This is a genomic window from Achromobacter sp. UMC71 (assembly GCF_014170305.1).
Classification (GTDB): domain Bacteria; phylum Pseudomonadota; class Gammaproteobacteria; order Burkholderiales; family Burkholderiaceae_B; genus Achromobacter.
The window spans coordinates 214175-230568 of record NZ_LZZT01000018.1 but is presented as its reverse complement, the minus strand read 5'-3'; the positions used below and the strand labels follow the sequence as shown (position 1 = coordinate 230568).

Genomic DNA, 16394 nt, shown 5'->3' with positions numbered 1-16394 from the left:
TTTGCCAGCGTCGCCGGCCGCACGCTTACTTCAGCGCCGCGATGACCTGGTCGCGCACGCTCTCGAAACCGGCCACGTATTGCGGGTTTTCGGAGCGCGCCAGCAGGCTGGAGTAGTTCTGCTCGAGCTGGGCCTCGATGGCCTCGCGCAGGCCGGGCGAGCCCTTGGCCAGATGCAGCATGGTCAGCAGCGCCGAATTGAGTGCGTCGATACGGCCGCCCTGGTGCGAAATGGTATGCACGATGACCGCGATTTGTTCCTGGGTGTCCATGGGTAAAGCCTCCTGGCAATGATTGTCGGCGCAAATCCTAGCATGGGCGCGCGCGGCCGCTGGGCAAGGCCCGCCGCCCGCGCTAGCATGAAGCGTAGCGCCGTGGCGCAACCGGAGCGTGCCCATGAAGACGATCCAGAACTACGTGCCTCCCGATGCCGCCGCCCTGCGGCGGCTGCAGGAGCAGCTTGGGTACAACGATGCGCAGATGGCGGAATTGGCCGGGCTGGACGAAGCGGCGCCCTGGTCCAGCTATGTGGGCGGCCCGCAACCGCGGACGCTCGGACGCCAGCGGCTGATCGCCATGGCCGCGCGCCTGGCGCTGGACGAGGCGGCTTGGCAGCGCATACTGGCGGCCATGCGCGATGCCGGCGCGCGCTTTGACTACGGCGCCCCGCTAGCGGTGCCCGCCGCACCAGCCCCCGCGCCCGGCCCCGAAGCGGAAGACAAGTTCGGCATGCGGCTGGTCAGCGACCGAGGCGCCTTCCACGAAATGGAACAGCTACGCGAGTTCGCCCACTTCGCCCACGAGTTCGGCGTCAGCGATGCCGTGCGCGCGGCGCGCTACGACAGCGGCGCCGACCTGTGCCGCTTCACGCTGGATGCCGCGCTGGCGCGGGACCCGGTCCGCCGCGACCGGGTCTTCGATGCGGCCTTCAAGACCATCACGCGTTTCGAGTTCGACGGCCGCGTCTATCAAGGCGGCATTCCCCCCGAGTCCGACGGGTAAGGCCCGTCCAACCGATGCCCGCGTTGCCGGCCGGCGGACCCGGCATTGACTTGCGGCGCATCGCCCTTGTATGTTCGGGCGCATGAACGAACGCCTAGACGCCATCGACCGGCAACTGCTCAGCCTGCTGCAGGCCAACGCCCGCGAACCCGCCGCCATCCTGGCGCGCAAGCTGGGGCTGGCGCGCACCACCGTGGTCGCGCGCATCGCCCGCCTGGAACGCGAGAGCATCGTAGCCGGCTACGGCGTGCGCCTGGGGCGCCTGCTGGAAGAGGCCGCGGTGCGCGCCTACTGCTTCATCAGCGTGCTGCCCAAGACGCCGGCCGCGGTGATCCGCGAGCTGGAAAAAATGCCCGAGGTCGAAGAGGTGTCGTCGGTCAGCGGCCCCTATGACTACCTGATCTTCCTGCGCTGCGAGACCCACGAACAGCTGGACGCGCTGCTGGACCGCATCGGCCTGATCGACGGCGTGAAGCAGACGCAGACCTCCATCGTGCTCAGCCGCAAGGTCGACCGCCGCAGCGCGGTCGGCACGCCCTGACGCCACGGTCATGCCGGGCGCTCGTCCGGCCCCCTACGCAGCGCCAGCCTTTCTCTGTATTGTGACGTGCGCCCGATCCGGGCGTACAAGAGGAGACAATACAGTGAAGCACCTGAAGCGTTATCTCGCGCTGTCCCTGGCCGGCCTTGCGCTGCTGGGCGCCGCCGCGGCCCACGCCGGCACGTTGCTGACCGCGCAACTCAAGTCGGACACCCTGGCTCGCCCCTGGACCTACAACGTCTATCTGCCCACCGGCTACGAAGACGGCAAGCTGGACTACCCCGTGCTGTACCTGTTGCACGGCAATGACGGCAGCCGCAACGACTGGGCCGTGAAGGGCCGCCTGAAGCCCACGGTGGACGCGCTGATCGAATCCGGCGACATCCCGCCGGCCATCATCATCATGCCGGACGCGGGCACCACCTGGTACGTGGACCTGAAAGAGAAGATGGAAACCGCTTTCTTCAATGACATGATCCCGCACGTGGAAAAAACCTACCGCACGCTGACCACGCGCGACGGCCGGCTGATCGGCGGCCTGTCGATGGGCGGCTACGGCGCGCTGCGCTACACCCTGAAGTATCCCGAGAAGTTCCAGGCGGCCGCGCTGCTCAGCCCGGCCATCTACAACCCCGAGCCGCCGGCCGATTCGTCAGCCCGCAGCGTGAAGGTGTTCGCCGCGCCCGGTGGCGACGGCGCCTATGATCCGGAAGTCTGGAAGGCCTACAACTATCCGGTGCTGTGGGACGCCTTCCTGAAGAAAGGCATCAAGGTGCCGATGTACATCAATTCGGGCGACGACGACGAGTTCCGCATCGAAAACGAGGCCACCCAGCTCTACGCGCTGCTGCGCAAGAACAAGCAGCCGGCGGAATTGCGCATTGTGAACGGCCCCCACGACTGGCCGGTCTGGGAAGCCACTATCGGCGATGCGCTCAAGTACGTGTTCCGGACAGTCAGCCGGCCGGCCGCGCGCTAGGCATCGACCGCGGGGCCTGCCGGCTCCGGCAGGCCCTACCCCAGGGACGGCGGGGGCGGCATAATGTTGTAATGTGGTCTATCGCCATTCACGGATCTCCCATGCTTGCACGCCTTGCCTCTGCCTCCGCCCTGCTCGTCCTGCTGACCGCCTGTTCCAGCATGAGCGAAGTGACGCCCACTGGCAAGAACGGCTATAGCGTCACCTACAGTTCGGGTACGCAATTGCTGACCTGGGTCGAAATCAAGAACCAGGCGCTGCAACGCGCCGACCAGTACTGCCAATCCATCGGCCGCAAGCTGCAAAAGCCCGCCGTCACGTCCAATCACGCGACGGGCCTGGGGTCCAAGCGCGCCACGGTCAACTTCGAATGCGGCGTGGTCGAACCGCCCAAGGCCGACAAGCCGTAGCCAGGAACGCATCGTGAACACTCAGCCGCCCGTGGGAATCACCATGGGAGATGCCGCCGGCATCGGCCCTGAAATCGTCGTCAAGGCTTGCGCGCAGGGCCTGAATGCGCCGTGCGTGGTGTATGGCGATGCGGGCGCCCTGCGCCGCGCCGCCGCCTTGCTGGGCGCACGGCTGGACATCACCGAAATCGCGCACGCCGGCCTGGCCACGGGCGACGCCGGCCGCATCGAAGTCATCTCCTGCGGCCCCGCCCTGCCGTCCGACCTGCCCTACGGCCAGGTCAGCGCGGCGGCCGGACGCGCCGCCTACGACTATGTCTGCACCGCCATCGACGACGCCCAGGCCGGCCGCATCCGCGCCATCGTCACGGCGCCGCTGAACAAGAAGTCCATGCACGAAGGCGGCATCGACTACCCCGGCCACACCGAGATCCTGGCCGAACGGTCCGCGACTCAGGATTTCGCCATGATGCTCGCCAACGACGAATTGCGCGTGCTGCTGGTGACCATCCACGTCGCCCTGGCCGACGTCATGGCGCGCATCACGCCGCAGGCCGAACTGACCGCCATGCGCCTGGCCGACCGCGCCTGCCGCCAGATGGGCATTGACCGCCCGCGCGTCGCGGTGGCCGGCCTGAACCCGCACGCCGGCGAAGGCGGCAAGTTCGGCCGCGAAGACCTCGACATCATCGAACCGGCCATCCGCCAGGCCCGCGGCGAAGGCATCGATGCCAGCGGCCCATGGCCCGGCGACACGGTCTTCATGCGGGCGCGCCGCGGCGAATTCGACATCGTGGTGGCCCAATACCACGACCAGGGCTTGATCCCGGTGAAATACCTGGGGCTGGACCATGGCGTCAATGTCACCGTGGGCCTGCCGTTCGTGCGCACCAGCGTCGACCACGGCACCGCGTTCGACATCGCCGGCAAGGGCGTGGCCGACCAGGCCTCGCTGATCGCCGCCTTCGACCTGGCCCTGGCAATGACGCCCTGAGCGCCCCGGCCCCGCGGCCCCATACGCACGACTGACGGACACCGGCGCGCCGCCGCCGGGCGGCCCGCGGGCCCCGGGTCTACAATACGCCCCGATTCTGGCGCCCGCCGCGCGCCGCTGCTTTCCGTTCTACCACCTACCTCCATGTCACGCCTTGTCCGTCTCCTACCCGACCGTTTCACGCTCTACCTGATCTGTACCGTCATCATCGCCAGCATCGTGCCCGCTCACGGGCAAGGCGTGGTGGTGTTCGGCTGGATCACCAACGTCGCGGTCGGCCTGCTGTTCTTCCTGCATGGTGCACGCCTGTCGCGCGAGGCCGTCGTCGCCGGCCTGACTCACTGGAAGCTGCACCTGACCATCTTCTCGGCCACGTTCCTGATGTTCCCGCTGCTCGGCCTGGCGCTCAAGCCCGTGCTCGAACCGCTGGTCACGCCCGAGCTGTACCTGGGCATCCTGTTCCTGTGCTGCCTGCCGGCCACCGTGCAGTCCGCCATCGCCTTCACCTCGATGGCGCGTGGCAACGTGCCCGCCGCGGTCTGCAGCGCATCGGCCTCCAGCCTGCTGGGCATCTTCCTGACCCCGCTGCTGGTGGGCACAGTGGTTGCCAACGCCGGCAGCGCGCCGATCTCGTTCGACGCAGTCGGCAAGATCATGCTGCAGCTGCTGCTGCCCTTCGTACTGGGCCAGTTCGCCCGCCGCTGGATCGGCGCCTGGGTGCACAAGCGCAAGGCCATGCTGAAATTCGTCGACCAGGGGTCGATCCTGCTGGTGGTCTACACCGCCTTCTCGGAAGCCATCAACGAAGGCCTATGGAGCTCGACGCCGATTCCCGCGCTGCTCGGTCTGGTGGTCAGCTGCGCCGTGATCCTGGCGCTGGCGCTGGGCCTGTCGGCCCTGGCCGGCCGCGTGTTCGGCTTCAACCTGCCCGATCGCATCACGCTGCTCTTTTGCGGCTCCAAGAAGAGCCTGGCCAGCGGCATCCCCATGGCCCAGGTGCTGTTCGCCGGCCACGCCGTGGGCGCCATCGTGCTGCCGCTGATGCTGTTCCACCAGATCCAGCTGATGGTCTGCGGCGTGCTGGCCGCGCGCTACGGCAAGCGGCCCGAATCGGAAGAATGACTTCCAGCCGCTCAATAAAAAACCGCGCCGAGGCGCGGTTTTTTGTCGGATCATGCGGCTGCGATCAGTACATGTCCTTGGGCTGCGCGCCCGAGAAGTTCAGGAAGCGCGTGCTGGAACCCTGGAAGGTCAGGCGCACGGTCCCGATCGGGCCGTTACGCTGCTTGCCGATGATGATCTCGGCCGTGCCCTTGTCCGGCGAATCGGGGTTGTAGACTTCGTCGCGGTAGATGAACAGGATCACGTCGGCGTCCTGTTCGATAGCGCCGGATTCGCGCAGGTCGCTCATCACGGGACGCTTGTTGGGACGCTGTTCCAGGCTTCGGTTCAGCTGCGACAGCGCGATCAGGGGGCAGTTCAGCTCTTTGGCCAGGCCCTTGAGCGAGCGGCTGATTTCCGACACTTCGGTGGCCCGGTTTTCGCCCGACCCATTACCCGACATCAGCTGCAGGTAGTCGATGATGATCAGGCCAAGCTGGCCGCACTGACGCGCCAGGCGGCGGGTGCGCGCGCGCACTTCCATCGGGCTGAGCGCGGGCGTTTCATCGATATAGACCTGCGCGTCCTGCATCAGCTGCACAGCGTGCGTCACACGCGGCCAGTCTTCGGCGATGAGCTTGCCGGTCCGCATGCGGTGCTGGTCCAGCAAGCCGACCGAGCCGAGCATACGCATGGCCAGCTGCACGGCGCCCATTTCCATAGAGAACACCGCCACCGGCAGGCCCTGCTCGATCGCGACATGCTCGCCGATGTTCATCGAGAACGAGGTCTTGCCCATGGACGGGCGGCCCGCCACGATGATCAGGTCGCCGCCCTGCATGCCCGAGGTCATCTTGTCCAGATCGGTGAAACCGGTGGGCACGCCGGTAACGTCGGAACTGCCTTCGCGGTGGTAGAGCTCGTCGATGCGCTCGACCACCTGGGTGAGCAGCGGCTGGATCTCCTGGAAGCCGGCGGCGCCGCGCGCGCCTTCCTGGGCGATCTGGAACACCTTGGATTCGGCTTCGTCCAGCAGCTGGCGCGCTTCCTTGCCTTGCGGGTTGAGCGCGGCCGAGGAAATTTCGTCGGCGATCGACACCAGCTTGCGCAGCATGGCGCGCTCGCGCACGATCTCGCCGTAGCGGCGGATGTTGGCGGCCGACGGCGTGTTGTGCGCCAGGGCGTTCAGGTAGGCCAGGCCGCCGGCGTCTTCGGCCTTGCCGGCGCTGACCAGCGATTCATTGACCGTGATGACGTCGGCCGGACGCGCCAGCCCGATCAGGCGGGCGATGTGGTGCCAGATCAACCGGTGATCGTGGCGATAGAAGTCTTCCTCGACCAGCACGTCGGCGATGCGGTCCCAAGCCGAGTTATCGAGCAGGAGGCCGCCCAGAACCGACTGTTCCGCCTCGATCGAGTGGGGAGGAACGCGCAGGTATTCGAGCTGGGGATCGGCGGGAGTATTCATGGCTTCAATAGTAACGGCTGCAGGATATCCGCGACGCGGAAAAATCCCTGTACATCGCGCGACGGCAGTCGGCCCAGCAGGGGGCGCAAGGGCGTGGCAATGAAGGAAAGCACCCGGGTCAGGCGGCGCAGGCGGGCCTTGACCTCGGGATCGGGATTGCACTCGAAATAGACCTCGAGCGCCAGTTTACCCAGCGTCCTGGCGACATCGTCGGGCAATTTACGCAAAGAGGCCAGCGAGGCCAGCATCTGGAACAGGTCGTAGGCCTGCGCCAGCGGACGCGACAGCGTCGACCCGATGTTCTCCTCGAAATCGATGCGCCACAACTCGCCGTCACGCAGGGTGATATTGCGGATCTGGGCGCCGCCGTGCCACAGCCCGCGGGCATGGAAGGCGGCCAGGTCAGCCGCGGCCGCGCGCGCCAGCCAAAGACGCGAAGTCGTGTCTTCATTGCGGATCAGGTCGGCCAGGTCCTCGCCCACATATTCCAGCACCAGCAGGCCCTGCTCCTGCCACCACACTTCCGGCACGCGGCAGCCGGCTTGCAGCAGCTGCTGCAGGCGGCGCGCCTCGTGTTCCAGGCCGTTGCGCAGCAGGATGCCGGGACGTGGGAATTCGCCCAGGAACACCTTGCAGCCCACCCCGAGAAACAGTGCCCGCACATAGCGCAGCGCGTAGCTGACGCCGCGGGCGAAGCTGGGGCGGCGGCGCTTGATGATGCAGCGCACCCCGTCTACGGTGGCATCCCGCACCGACGGCTCGCTCTCGGCGTTCAAGCTATCGAGCCAGGCGCGCAATCCGGCGGGCGCATTGTGGTGGACGGGCGGCTGGGTCAAGAGGTCCTCTGTACAAAACAGCGTACGGCACGCGTGCAGCCCGCAAGACTACACGCAATTGCCAGGGGCAAAGCGGATCGAGGCGCGGCGTAAAAGAAAAAAAGCCGGCACGCGGGCCGGCTCTTTTTTACCGCGGTGTCCGGATTAGGACAGTTCGCCTTCGATCAGCACCGTGACGTCGACGACGACGTCGGCGTGCAGGGCGACTTGAACGGGGAACTCGCCGACCGACTTCAACTGGCCATTGGGCAGACGCACTTGCGCCTTTTCAATGCCTTCGAAACCGGCCTTCTTCAGACCTTCGGCGATGTCGGCGTTGGTGACCGAACCGAACAGACGGCCGTCGACGCCAGCCTTCTGGGCGATCTTCAGCTGGAAGCCGTTGACGCGCTCGCCCAGAGCCTGGGAGGCGGCCAGCTTCTCGGCCTGGACTTTTTCCAGTTCGGCGCGGCGGGCTTCGAATTCCTTCAGGGCGGCGTCGGTTGCGCGACGGGCCTTCTTCTGGGGAATCAGGAAGTTGCGGGCGTAGCCATCACGCACGCGAACGACTTCGCCGAGGTTACCCAGGTTGACGACTTTTTCGAGCAGAATAACTTGCATTTCAGTGCCCCGGATTAGTTGTGGTTGTCGGTGTAAGGCAACAGGGCCAGGAAGCGCGCGCGCTTGATGGCGGTGTCCAGCTGACGCTGGTAGATTGCCTTGGTGCCGGTCAGGCGAGCCGGGATGATCTTGCCGTTTTCTTGCACGAAGTCGCGCAGGGTGTCCAGATCCTTGTAGTCGATCTCTTCGACGCCGGCTGCGGTGAAGCGGCAGAACTTACGACGCTTGAAGAGCGGGTTCTGCTGCGTGAATTTGCGTTTTTCTTTGCGTTTTCCGAAGAAAGCCATGATATGTGCCTCTATGTTTGAGGGGACGACTCTTTTCGAGCCCGATTCCCCATAACCTATCCGTTTTCAGAAGGCGCTCTCGCGCCCTTTGCCCATTCCCGTCAAGCCACCAGCGGATCGCGTCCTGCGCTGCCGCTAATCTTGCGCGCCTGCTGCAGATGCAGCTTGAACTTCGCCGAGTCCTTGCGGACGGGGGCCAAAAACCCCTGCACCTGCAATTCGGACCCCAGCGCCGTTCCTTTCAACAGCAACGCCAGATCGCCCAGTGCCACGGCCGAGATCGTCAGTTCCACACGGCGCGGATGGCCGGCTTCGATGACCTCGGATTCGTGCGCCAGCACCATTTCCAGTGCGGGCAGACCGGCGGGAGTGTGGCGCAAAGGCTCGCATTCGAGAACGCGGGCGCTCAGTTCCAGTCTGTTCATCCTGCCAGGCACCAAGGGGACTTCATGGGTGGGCTCTGCGTGAGCCCTGCTTACTCGGCCTGAACCGCGACAGCTTCCGCCGAAGCCTTGCGGGCTTCTTCGCGCTCGACCGACTTCATCATGATCGAGGGAGTGGTCTGGGCCTTCTTGGTCTTGATGACCAGGTGGCGCAGAACGGCGTCGTTGTAACGGAACGAGTGTTCCAGCTCATCCAGCGTGGCTTGGCCGCACTCGATGTTCAGGCAGACGTAGTGAGCCTTGACGAGCTTCTGGATCGGGTAGGCCAGTTGACGGCGACCCCAGTCTTCCAGGCGGTGAACCGAGCCGCCTTGGCCCGTGACCAGCGCTTGGTAACGTTCGACCATGGCGGGCACTTGCTCGCTTTGGTCGGGGTGAACGATAAACACTACTTCGTAGTGACGCATGAGTAAAACTCCTTGAGGATGTCTTGCCGGCCACTTGTCTAGCACCGCAGGATTTTCAACAAATCAGCGGCTTTCCAGTGCTTTCTCTATCACTGGTCTTTTTTCTTTAGACTGGCCTGCAAGGGGCAGCCCGCTACCCAAAAAGCATGGGCGGTCGAGCAAGAAAGCTCTCGATTATCACCGATTGCGTCTGCTCACGCAAGCCATAGACGCATCAGGAAATTGGGGACGTGCCATTCGCCCCACCCTGCCCGGCCGGCTGCGGCACATCCGCAACGCCGATCGGCTCGGGCCGGCTGACCACGCTGACCATCACGTAGCTGATGATCATGAGCAGGAACCACGACCCCAGCTTGGCGATGGACACGAGCTCCCAGCCCTGGGACTGGTTGGGGTAGCGCCAGGCGTTGGCGAAGGTGCCGATGTTCTCGGCGAACCAGATGAATAGCGCCACCAGCACGAACCCGAGTAACAGCGGCATGCGCCGGTAGTCGCGCCAGATGCGGAAGTACACCCAGGTCCGCGCGAACAGCACCGCGGTCAGGCCGAACAGCACCAGGCGGAAATCGGGAATGAAATGGTGCGCGAAGAAATTCACGTAGATCAATACCGACAGCGTCACCGTCGCGACAAGCGGCGGATGGGCCCGGAAGCGGAAGTCGAACAGCCGCCAGACCCGCGCCAGGTAACTGCCGACCGCCGCATACATGAAACCGGTAAAGAGCGGCACGCCGCCGATGCGCAGCACACTGGCCTCGGGGTAGATCCACGAGCCCGCGGCCGTCTTGAACAGCTCCATGCCGGTGCCGACCACATGGAAGATGAGGATGACCTTGGCTTCGCTCCAGGTTTCCATGCGCAGGGCCAGCAGCGCCGCCTGAATGGCCAAGGCGGCCAGGGTCAGGAAATCGTAGCGGGCCAGCCAGGCGTCCTGCGGATACCACCAGTGCGTGCCCAGCAGCAAGGCGCACATCAGCCCGCCGAACAGGCAGGCCCAGGCCTGCTTCACGCCGAAGCGGAAGAACTCGTAGAGGGCGACGCCGAAACGGCCGCGGCCGGCCAGATGTCCGGCCAGCCGCGCTTCCCAATTTGCCAGTCTCGCGATGAGCGGCCAATCGGTGGCCGCCGGATGACTCACGAAGGGCTCAGCCTTCCACGACGGCGTAGGCCGAGTGGTTGTGGATCGATTCGAAGTTCTCGGCCTCGACGCGGTAGCGGGCGATGCCGGGATGCGCGTTCAGGCGAGCTGCCACGTCGCGCACCAGATCTTCGACGAACTTGGGGTTGTCGTAGGCGCGTTCGGTGACGTATTTCTCGTCGGGGCGCTTGAGCAGGCCCCAGAGTTCACACGAGCCTTCGTCTTCGATCAGGCGGATGACGCCATCCATGCTGATGTCGGATTCCAGGATGGCCGAGACCGTGACGTGCGAGCGCTGGTTGTGCGCGCCGTATTCGGAGATGGCCTTGGAACACGGGCACAGGCTGGTGACCGGCACCTGCACCACCAACTCGAACTCGACCTTGTCGCCCTGGGCGCGGGCGATCCATTGGACTTCGTAGTCCAGCAGGCTTTGCACGCCGGAAATCGGGGCGGACTTGTTGATGAAGTACGGGAAGGCTGCAGTGATGTCGCCGCGTTCGGCGTGCAGCAGCGGCAGCATGTCGGCGGCCATGGCGCGGAACAGCGTCGGCGTCATGGGAGTGCTGCGGTACTTTTCCAGCAGCGCCACGAAGCGGGACATGTGCGTCCCTTTTTCTTCGGGCGGCAGCGCCACCGTCAGGGTCCAGTTGGCCACGGTGCCTTGGGGCGAACCGTCGGCGTTTTCGATGAGCATCGGGTGGCGCACGCCACGGATGCCCACGCGCTGAATCGGGATGTGCCGGGTGTCCGCCGAGCTCTGGACGTCGGGCATCACGATGGCGGGATCGATCGGAGAATTCATGTCGGCTTACCAGTCTGGGCGACGAGCGTGGCGTAAGCACGCAGACCCAGGAATCTTTAAGAGGGGCCCATTATCGCCCAAAGTCCAACGAGCGCCAGGGAAAACCCTTTCATTCGTAGGCCGGCGGGGCCGGAACACTGTGTTTCGCCAGGCGGACCAAACCCCGGGGCGGGTCCGCCCGCGGAGGGGATCAATCCAGCAAAGCGGCGTAGCGGGCGCGGATCGATTGCTCGATGCCCGCGGCGTCCAGCCCGATGCCGGCCAGCAGCGCCATCTGGTCGCCGTGGTCGATGAACTGGTCCGGGAAGCCCAGCTGCAGCACCGGGATCAGGACGCCTTCGGCGCTGAGCACTTCCAGCACGGCGCTGCCGGCGCCGCCCATGACCGAGGCGTCTTCGATGGTCACCAGCGCATCGTGACGGCTGGCCAGATCCAGGATCAGCGCGCGGTCGATCGGCTTGACGAAGCGCATGTCGGCCACCGTGGCATCCAGCTTGGCAGCCGCCGCCAAGGCCGGCTGCACCAGGGTGCCGAAGCCCAGGATGGCGATCTTGCGGCCTTCGCGGCGCACCAGGCCGCGGCCGACCTCGACCGTGCCCAGTCCGGGCGCTTCCAAGGCGCCGCAGCCGGCGCCGCGCGGATAGCGCACCGACGCCGGGCCCGGATACTGATAACAGGTGGACAGCAGCAGACGGGTCTCGGCCTCGTCGGACGGGGTTGTGACCACCATATTGGGCACGCAGCGCAGGAAGGCGGTGTCGTAGTTGCCCGCATGTGTGGCGCCGTCAGCGCCGACGATGCCGGCGCGGTCCAGCGCGAACGTGACGTCCAGGTTCTGCAGCGCCACGTCATGGATGAGCTGGTCGTAGCCACGCTGCAGGAACGTGGAATAGATGGCGACCACGGGCTTTTGCGCTTCGCAGGCGATGCCGCCGGCGAAGGTCACGGCGTGCTGCTCGGCGATGCCTACGTCGAAGTAGCGCAGTGGAAAGCGCTTTTCGAATTCGACCAGACCGCTGCCCTCGCGCATGGCGGGGGTGACGGCGACCAGGCGCGAGTCCTGCGCGGCCATGTCGCACAGCCAGTCGCCGAACACCTGGGTAAAGGTGCGCTTGCCCGGCGCCTTCGATTGCTGGATGCCGACGGCAGGGTCGAATTTGCCCGGGCCGTGATACAGCACCGGATCGGCCTCGGCCAGCTTGTAGCCCTGCCCTTTCTTGGTGACCACGTGCAGGAACTGCAGGCCTTGCAGCGCCTTCAGGTTCTGCAGCGTCGGCACCAGCGCGTCCAGGTCGTGGCCGTCGATGGGACCGACGTAGTTGAAGCCGAATTCCTCGAACAGCGTGGCCGGCGTGACCATGCCCTTGGCGTGTTCCTCGAAGCGGCGCGCCAGTTCGAGCACGGGCGGCACGTGCTGCAGCACCGCGCGGCCGACGTTCTTGGCGGCGGCGTAGAAGCGGCCGGACATCAGGCGGGCCAGATAGCGGTTCAGCGCCCCCACCGGCGGCGAGATCGACATGTCGTTGTCGTTCAGGATCACCAGCAGGTTGATGTTGGGCGTGACGCCGGCGTTGTTCATGGCCTCGAAGGCCATGCCCGCCGACATGGCGCCGTCGCCGATCACGGCGATGTGCTGGCGCTGTTCGCCGGCGTTGCGCGAGGCCACTGCCATGCCCAGCGCAGCCGAGATGGACGTGGACGAGTGCGCGGTGCCGAAGGCGTCGTATTCGGATTCGCTGCGTTTGGGAAAGCCCGAGATGCCGTCCTGCTGGCGCAGCTTGGCCATGCCGGCGCGGCGTCCGGTCAGGATCTTGTGCGGATAGGACTGGTGGCCCACGTCCCAGACGATGCGGTCGTGCGGCGTATCAAAGACCTGATGCAGCGCCAGCGTCAGTTCCACCGTGCCCAGGTTCGACGACAGGTGGCCGCCGGTCTTGGAGACCGACTCCAGCACGAAGCCGCGCAATTCGTCTGCCAGCCGTTTGAGCTCGCGACGATCCAGGCGCTTGAGGTCAGCCGGGGATTGAATGCGGTCCAATAAATCTGTCGTCATGCTTGTATGGGGTTCGTTTGCCCGGCCTGCGGCCAGCCCGGACGGGTCACGGTTCAGCGGTCTCGGAGGACGATGAAATCAGCCAGTTCAGCCAGGCGCGAGCCGGCGTCGCCCAGCGGTTCCAGCGCGGCCAAGGCGGTTTCGCGCAGCTCGCCGGCGAAGGCGCGCGCATCGTCCAGGCCCAGCAGCGAAACATAAGTCGGCTTGTTTTCGGCCGCATCCTTGCCCGGGGTCTTGCCCAGGCTGGCGGAATCGGCCGTGACGTCGAGAATATCGTCCACCACCTGGAAAGCCAGGCCCATGGCTTGCGCGTAGACGTCCAGCGCCTGGCGCGAGGCCGAGCTGGCGCCGGCGACGATGCCGCCCAGCGCGACGCTGCAGGCCAGGATGGCGCCGGTCTTCATGCCGTGCATCGTCTGTAGTTCGTCGCGCGACAACTTGCGGCCGACGCTGAACAGGTCGATGGCCTGGCCGCCGGCCATGCCCTGGCTGCCGGCCGCGCGGGCCAGCGACTGGGTGGCCTGCACGATCAGCGCCGGCGCGATGGGCATGGATGCCAGCAGGTCGAAGGCCAGCGGTTGCAGCGCGTCGCCAGCCAGCATGGCGGTAGCTTCGTCGAATTGCACATGGGTGGTGGGACGGCCGCGGCGCAGGATGTCGTCATCCATGCAGGGCAGGTCGTCGTGCACCAGGGAGTAAGCGTGGATCAGTTCCACCGCGGCCGCGGCGCGGTCCAGCGAGGCCTCGACGGCCAGCACGCTGCCGCTGACGGGGCAAGCCTGGCCTGCGGCGTAGACCAGCGCGGCCCGGACCCGCTTGCCGCCGCCAAGGACGGCGTAGCGCATGGCTTCATGCAGGCGGGGAGGCAGGGCGTCGGCCGGCGGCAGGAGGTCGTCGAGCACGTCTTCGACGTGTCGCACGCGACCCTGCAACCACTCTGGGAAAGCGAGTTGAATTTGCTTCATCCGAGTCTTATTCGTCATCCAGCGCCGCCGGGTCCAGCGGGCGCAGCAAGTCGCCTTCGAGGACCTTCACCTGCTGTTCAGCCTGGGCCAAGCGGTCCTGGCAGACGCGCGTCAGCTCAACGCCGCGCCGGTAGGCGGCCAGCGATTGCTCAAGCGGCAACGAGCCGTCTTCCATGGCCGCGACCAGCGATTCCAGTTCGGCCAGGGCCGTTTCGAAATCCTGGGGCAAGGGACGGTCGCCGGTCTGCGGGTCGGCTTGTGTGGGTTTGGCCAAACGGGTCTCCGAGGGCGCAAGGGGTGGATCAATCCGTGAATTGTACGAGATACCTGGACCCTGCCCCGACGCGCCGCCGGTCTCAGGCGGAGGCGCCCGCCAGCCCCGCGATCGCGGCCCGCAACGCGGGCGCCACCTGCGTGCGCAAGCCGGCTTCCGGCAGCAGGCCGGCGGGGCCGCCGCAACTCATGACGAACACGCCCTCGCCCGTGACGGACATAAATGGCACCGCGGCGGCGTTGATGCCGGACTGCCATTCGCCGATCGCGAAACAGCAACCGGTCTCGGCCAGTTCGGCGCGCGCGCGCTCGATCGCAGCGGCGGCCGGCGCGGCCGGGCCCAGCCGTTCCAGCACGTCGGCGCAGGCGGGGACCGGCAGGCTGGCCAGGTAGGCGCGGCCCATGGCGCTGTCCAGGCTGGCGCGATACCCCACGGGCAGGCGCAGGTACAGGGCGGACGAACCGTGGATGGCCTCGACATAGGTCATGGCGTCGCCGTCGAACGCGCCCAGCGCCACGGCCCCGCCCGTCTCGCGTGCCAGGTCGGTCATGGAGGCTTTGGCCAGCTCGCGCACTTCCAGGCCGGCCAGCAACCCAAAACCCAGCGCCAGCACGCCATAGCCGGGCGAGTACTTGCCGGTATCCGGGTGATAGCGCAGATAACCGAGCTCGGTCAGCGTATAGGTGATGCGGCTGATGGTGGGCTTGGGCAGGCCGGTCAGGCGCGCCAGGTCCAGGTTGCCCAGCGCCGCCACGCCGGGCCGGAAACACCGCAACACTTCCAGGCCGCGCGCCAGCGCCGTGATGAAGTCGGGCGACACCGGCCCCTCGCCGACGGCGCCCGCCCGCTTGCGGCGCGCCGGCGCGCTCAGTTCCAGCTTCTGGTCGGGCTTGGCGGCGGGATGGGGGATGCGCTTGGGGTCAGAAAAAGATTGCATTTCTATTCGCTTCGTTTTTATAGTTTATTTCGAATGACAAAACTAAATTCCAATATACGGAATTCCAAAGGCGATTTCAAGGGGAAAACATGATTCGCAAACGCTACAAATTCCTGGCCGCGCTGCTGCTCGGCGCGGCCGCCTTGGGCGCAGCCCAGGCCGACACCTACCCGTCCCGCCCGATCAAGGTCGTGTCGCCCTTCCCCGCCGGCGGCGCCACGGACGTACTGACCCGCGTGCTGGCCGAACGCATGGCCAAGACCCTGGGCCAGCCGATGATCGTCGAGAACAAGGCCGGCGCCGGCACCTCGATCGGCGCGGCCTTCGTGTCACGCGAAGCGCCTGACGGCTACACCATCCTGATGGCCACCAACTCCACCCTGGTCACCAACCGCTATCTGTATAAGGAACTGCCCTACGACCCGGACGGCTTCGCGCCGATCGGCATGGTGGGCGTGGGCCCGCTGGTGCTGCTGTCCAGCCCCAAGCGTCCGTTCAACAGCACCCAGGACATCGTGGCCTACGCCAAGCAGAATCCGGGCAAGCTGACCTTCGCCACCTTTGGCGCCGGCACCTCTTCACACTTGGCGGGCGAGCTGTTCAAGGAACGCGCGGGCATCGACATCCTGCACGTGCCGTTCAAGGGCGCGACCCAGGCGCTGCCGGCCCTGATCAGCGGCGACGTGGACCTGTTCTTCGACATGGTCGCCACCGGCATGCCGCAGGCCGACGCCGGCAAGGTCAAAGTGTTCGCCATCACCAGCCCCACCCGCCTGGCCACCGAGCCCAAGCTGGCGACGCTGGCCGAACAGGGCTATCCGGCCTTCGACATGACGGCCTGGTTCAGCTTCGTGGCGCCCAAGGGCACGCCCGCGCCGGTACTGGACAAGCTGCAAGCCGCGCTGGCCGAGACCCTGAAAGACGAAGCGGTCCGCAAACGCCTGCTGGACATGGGCATCGACCCGCGTTCGGGCACGGCGGCCGAACTGGACAAGCAGGTCAAGACCGAACAGCCTATCGTGTCGCAACTGATCAAGCAGGCCAACATCGTGCTGCAGTGACCGGCATGGTTGCTCAAAAAAGCAGGCCCTAACGCCTGGATACAGAACCGGCGCATCCCTGGCTGCTAAGGTGAAAAACAAAAGCGGGCGCAAC

General features: G+C 66.0%; 20 protein-coding genes. 7 read left to right on the top strand and 13 right to left on the bottom strand.

All coding sequences use genetic code 11. The features are described 5' to 3' along the window. Positions 1-25 precede the first annotated feature (25 nt). The gene (locus A9974_RS10275; RefSeq protein WP_025140270.1) at positions 26-271 is read right to left on the bottom strand and encodes a hypothetical protein; all 246 of its coding nucleotides are present in this window, start codon (positions 269-271) and stop codon (positions 26-28) included. Positions 272-395: 124 nt separating this feature from the next. Between A9974_RS10275 and A9974_RS10270 the strand changes: the two genes are divergently transcribed. The 6 genes from A9974_RS10270 to A9974_RS10245 all read left to right on the top strand — a co-directional run bounded on the left by A9974_RS10270 (position 396) and on the right by A9974_RS10245 (position 5047). After that, entirely contained in the window at positions 396-1001 is a 606-nt protein-coding gene (locus tag A9974_RS10270) for a hypothetical protein (RefSeq protein WP_183003987.1), read from the top strand. An 82-nt stretch (positions 1002-1083) separates the two neighbouring features. Beyond that, positions 1084-1542, top strand: coding sequence for an Lrp/AsnC family transcriptional regulator (locus tag A9974_RS10265; RefSeq protein ID WP_183003986.1), 459 nt, complete (start codon positions 1084-1086; stop codon positions 1540-1542). A gap of 112 nt (positions 1543-1654) precedes the next feature. Continuing rightward, positions 1655-2521: an esterase family protein gene (locus A9974_RS10260; protein WP_255468120.1), complete on the top strand. Its 867-nt coding sequence runs from the start codon at positions 1655-1657 to the stop codon at positions 2519-2521. 101 nt (positions 2522-2622) lie between these two features. Next, positions 2623-2931: a hypothetical protein gene (locus tag A9974_RS10255; protein ID WP_183003984.1), complete on the top strand. Its 309-nt coding sequence runs from the start codon at positions 2623-2625 to the stop codon at positions 2929-2931. A 43-nt stretch (positions 2932-2974) separates the two neighbouring features. After that, a complete protein-coding gene (gene pdxA / locus A9974_RS10250) occupies positions 2975-3925 on the top strand; it encodes a 4-hydroxythreonine-4-phosphate dehydrogenase PdxA (RefSeq protein WP_183004140.1) in 951 nt (316 codons plus the stop codon). 144 nt (positions 3926-4069) lie between these two features. Beyond that, positions 4070-5047, top strand: a complete 978-nt coding sequence (locus A9974_RS10245; RefSeq protein WP_183003983.1) for a bile acid:sodium symporter family protein — start codon at positions 4070-4072, stop codon at positions 5045-5047. A gap of 64 nt (positions 5048-5111) precedes the next feature. Here the strand turns inward: A9974_RS10245 and A9974_RS10240 are convergent, their stop codons facing one another. The 12 genes from A9974_RS10240 to A9974_RS10185 all read right to left on the bottom strand — a co-directional run bounded on the left by A9974_RS10240 (position 5112) and on the right by A9974_RS10185 (position 15239). Next, positions 5112-6494: a replicative DNA helicase gene (locus A9974_RS10240; RefSeq protein ID WP_183003982.1), complete on the bottom strand. Its 1383-nt coding sequence runs from the start codon at positions 6492-6494 to the stop codon at positions 5112-5114. Further along, a complete protein-coding gene (locus A9974_RS10235) occupies positions 6491-7330 on the bottom strand; it encodes an RIO1 family regulatory kinase/ATPase (RefSeq protein ID WP_183003981.1) in 840 nt (279 codons plus the stop codon). The genes A9974_RS10240 and A9974_RS10235 overlap by 4 nt, the downstream gene beginning before the upstream one ends. A gap of 144 nt (positions 7331-7474) precedes the next feature. Beyond that, positions 7475-7930: a 50S ribosomal protein L9 gene (rplI, locus tag A9974_RS10230; RefSeq protein ID WP_183003980.1), complete on the bottom strand. Its 456-nt coding sequence runs from the start codon at positions 7928-7930 to the stop codon at positions 7475-7477. A gap of 14 nt (positions 7931-7944) precedes the next feature. Beyond that, complete coding sequence (gene rpsR, locus A9974_RS10225) at positions 7945-8217, bottom strand: 30S ribosomal protein S18 (protein WP_006218308.1); 273 nt, start codon at positions 8215-8217, stop codon at positions 7945-7947. 101 nt (positions 8218-8318) lie between these two features. Beyond that, entirely contained in the window at positions 8319-8642 is a 324-nt protein-coding gene (priB, locus tag A9974_RS10220) for a primosomal replication protein N (protein ID WP_183003979.1), read from the bottom strand. A 50-nt stretch (positions 8643-8692) separates the two neighbouring features. After that, on the bottom strand, positions 8693-9067 hold the full coding sequence (gene rpsF / locus A9974_RS10215; protein ID WP_183003978.1) for a 30S ribosomal protein S6: 375 nt from the start codon (positions 9065-9067) through the stop codon (positions 8693-8695). A gap of 214 nt (positions 9068-9281) precedes the next feature. Continuing rightward, positions 9282-10205: a DUF817 domain-containing protein gene (locus A9974_RS10210; RefSeq protein WP_183003977.1), complete on the bottom strand. Its 924-nt coding sequence runs from the start codon at positions 10203-10205 to the stop codon at positions 9282-9284. Positions 10206-10212: 7 nt separating this feature from the next. Then, on the bottom strand, positions 10213-11010 hold the full coding sequence (gene folE2, locus A9974_RS10205) for a GTP cyclohydrolase FolE2 (protein ID WP_183003976.1): 798 nt from the start codon (positions 11008-11010) through the stop codon (positions 10213-10215). 190 nt (positions 11011-11200) lie between these two features. Then, on the bottom strand, positions 11201-13063 hold the full coding sequence (dxs, locus tag A9974_RS10200) for a 1-deoxy-D-xylulose-5-phosphate synthase (protein ID WP_183003975.1): 1863 nt from the start codon (positions 13061-13063) through the stop codon (positions 11201-11203). Between the two features lie 53 nt (positions 13064-13116). Beyond that, entirely contained in the window at positions 13117-14028 is a 912-nt protein-coding gene (locus tag A9974_RS10195; RefSeq protein ID WP_183003974.1) for a polyprenyl synthetase family protein, read from the bottom strand. A 7-nt stretch (positions 14029-14035) separates the two neighbouring features. Next, positions 14036-14302 carry an exodeoxyribonuclease VII small subunit gene (locus tag A9974_RS10190; RefSeq protein ID WP_183003973.1) on the bottom strand — a complete coding sequence of 89 codons (267 nt, stop codon included), beginning with the start codon at positions 14300-14302 and terminating at the stop codon, positions 14036-14038. A gap of 82 nt (positions 14303-14384) precedes the next feature. Continuing rightward, positions 14385-15239, bottom strand: a complete 855-nt coding sequence (locus A9974_RS10185; protein WP_183003972.1) for an IclR family transcriptional regulator — start codon at positions 15237-15239, stop codon at positions 14385-14387. An 89-nt stretch (positions 15240-15328) separates the two neighbouring features. Between A9974_RS10185 and A9974_RS10180 the strand changes: the two genes are divergently transcribed. After that, on the top strand, positions 15329-16300 hold the full coding sequence (locus A9974_RS10180) for a tripartite tricarboxylate transporter substrate binding protein (RefSeq protein ID WP_183003971.1): 972 nt from the start codon (positions 15329-15331) through the stop codon (positions 16298-16300). Positions 16301-16394 lie beyond the last annotated feature (94 nt).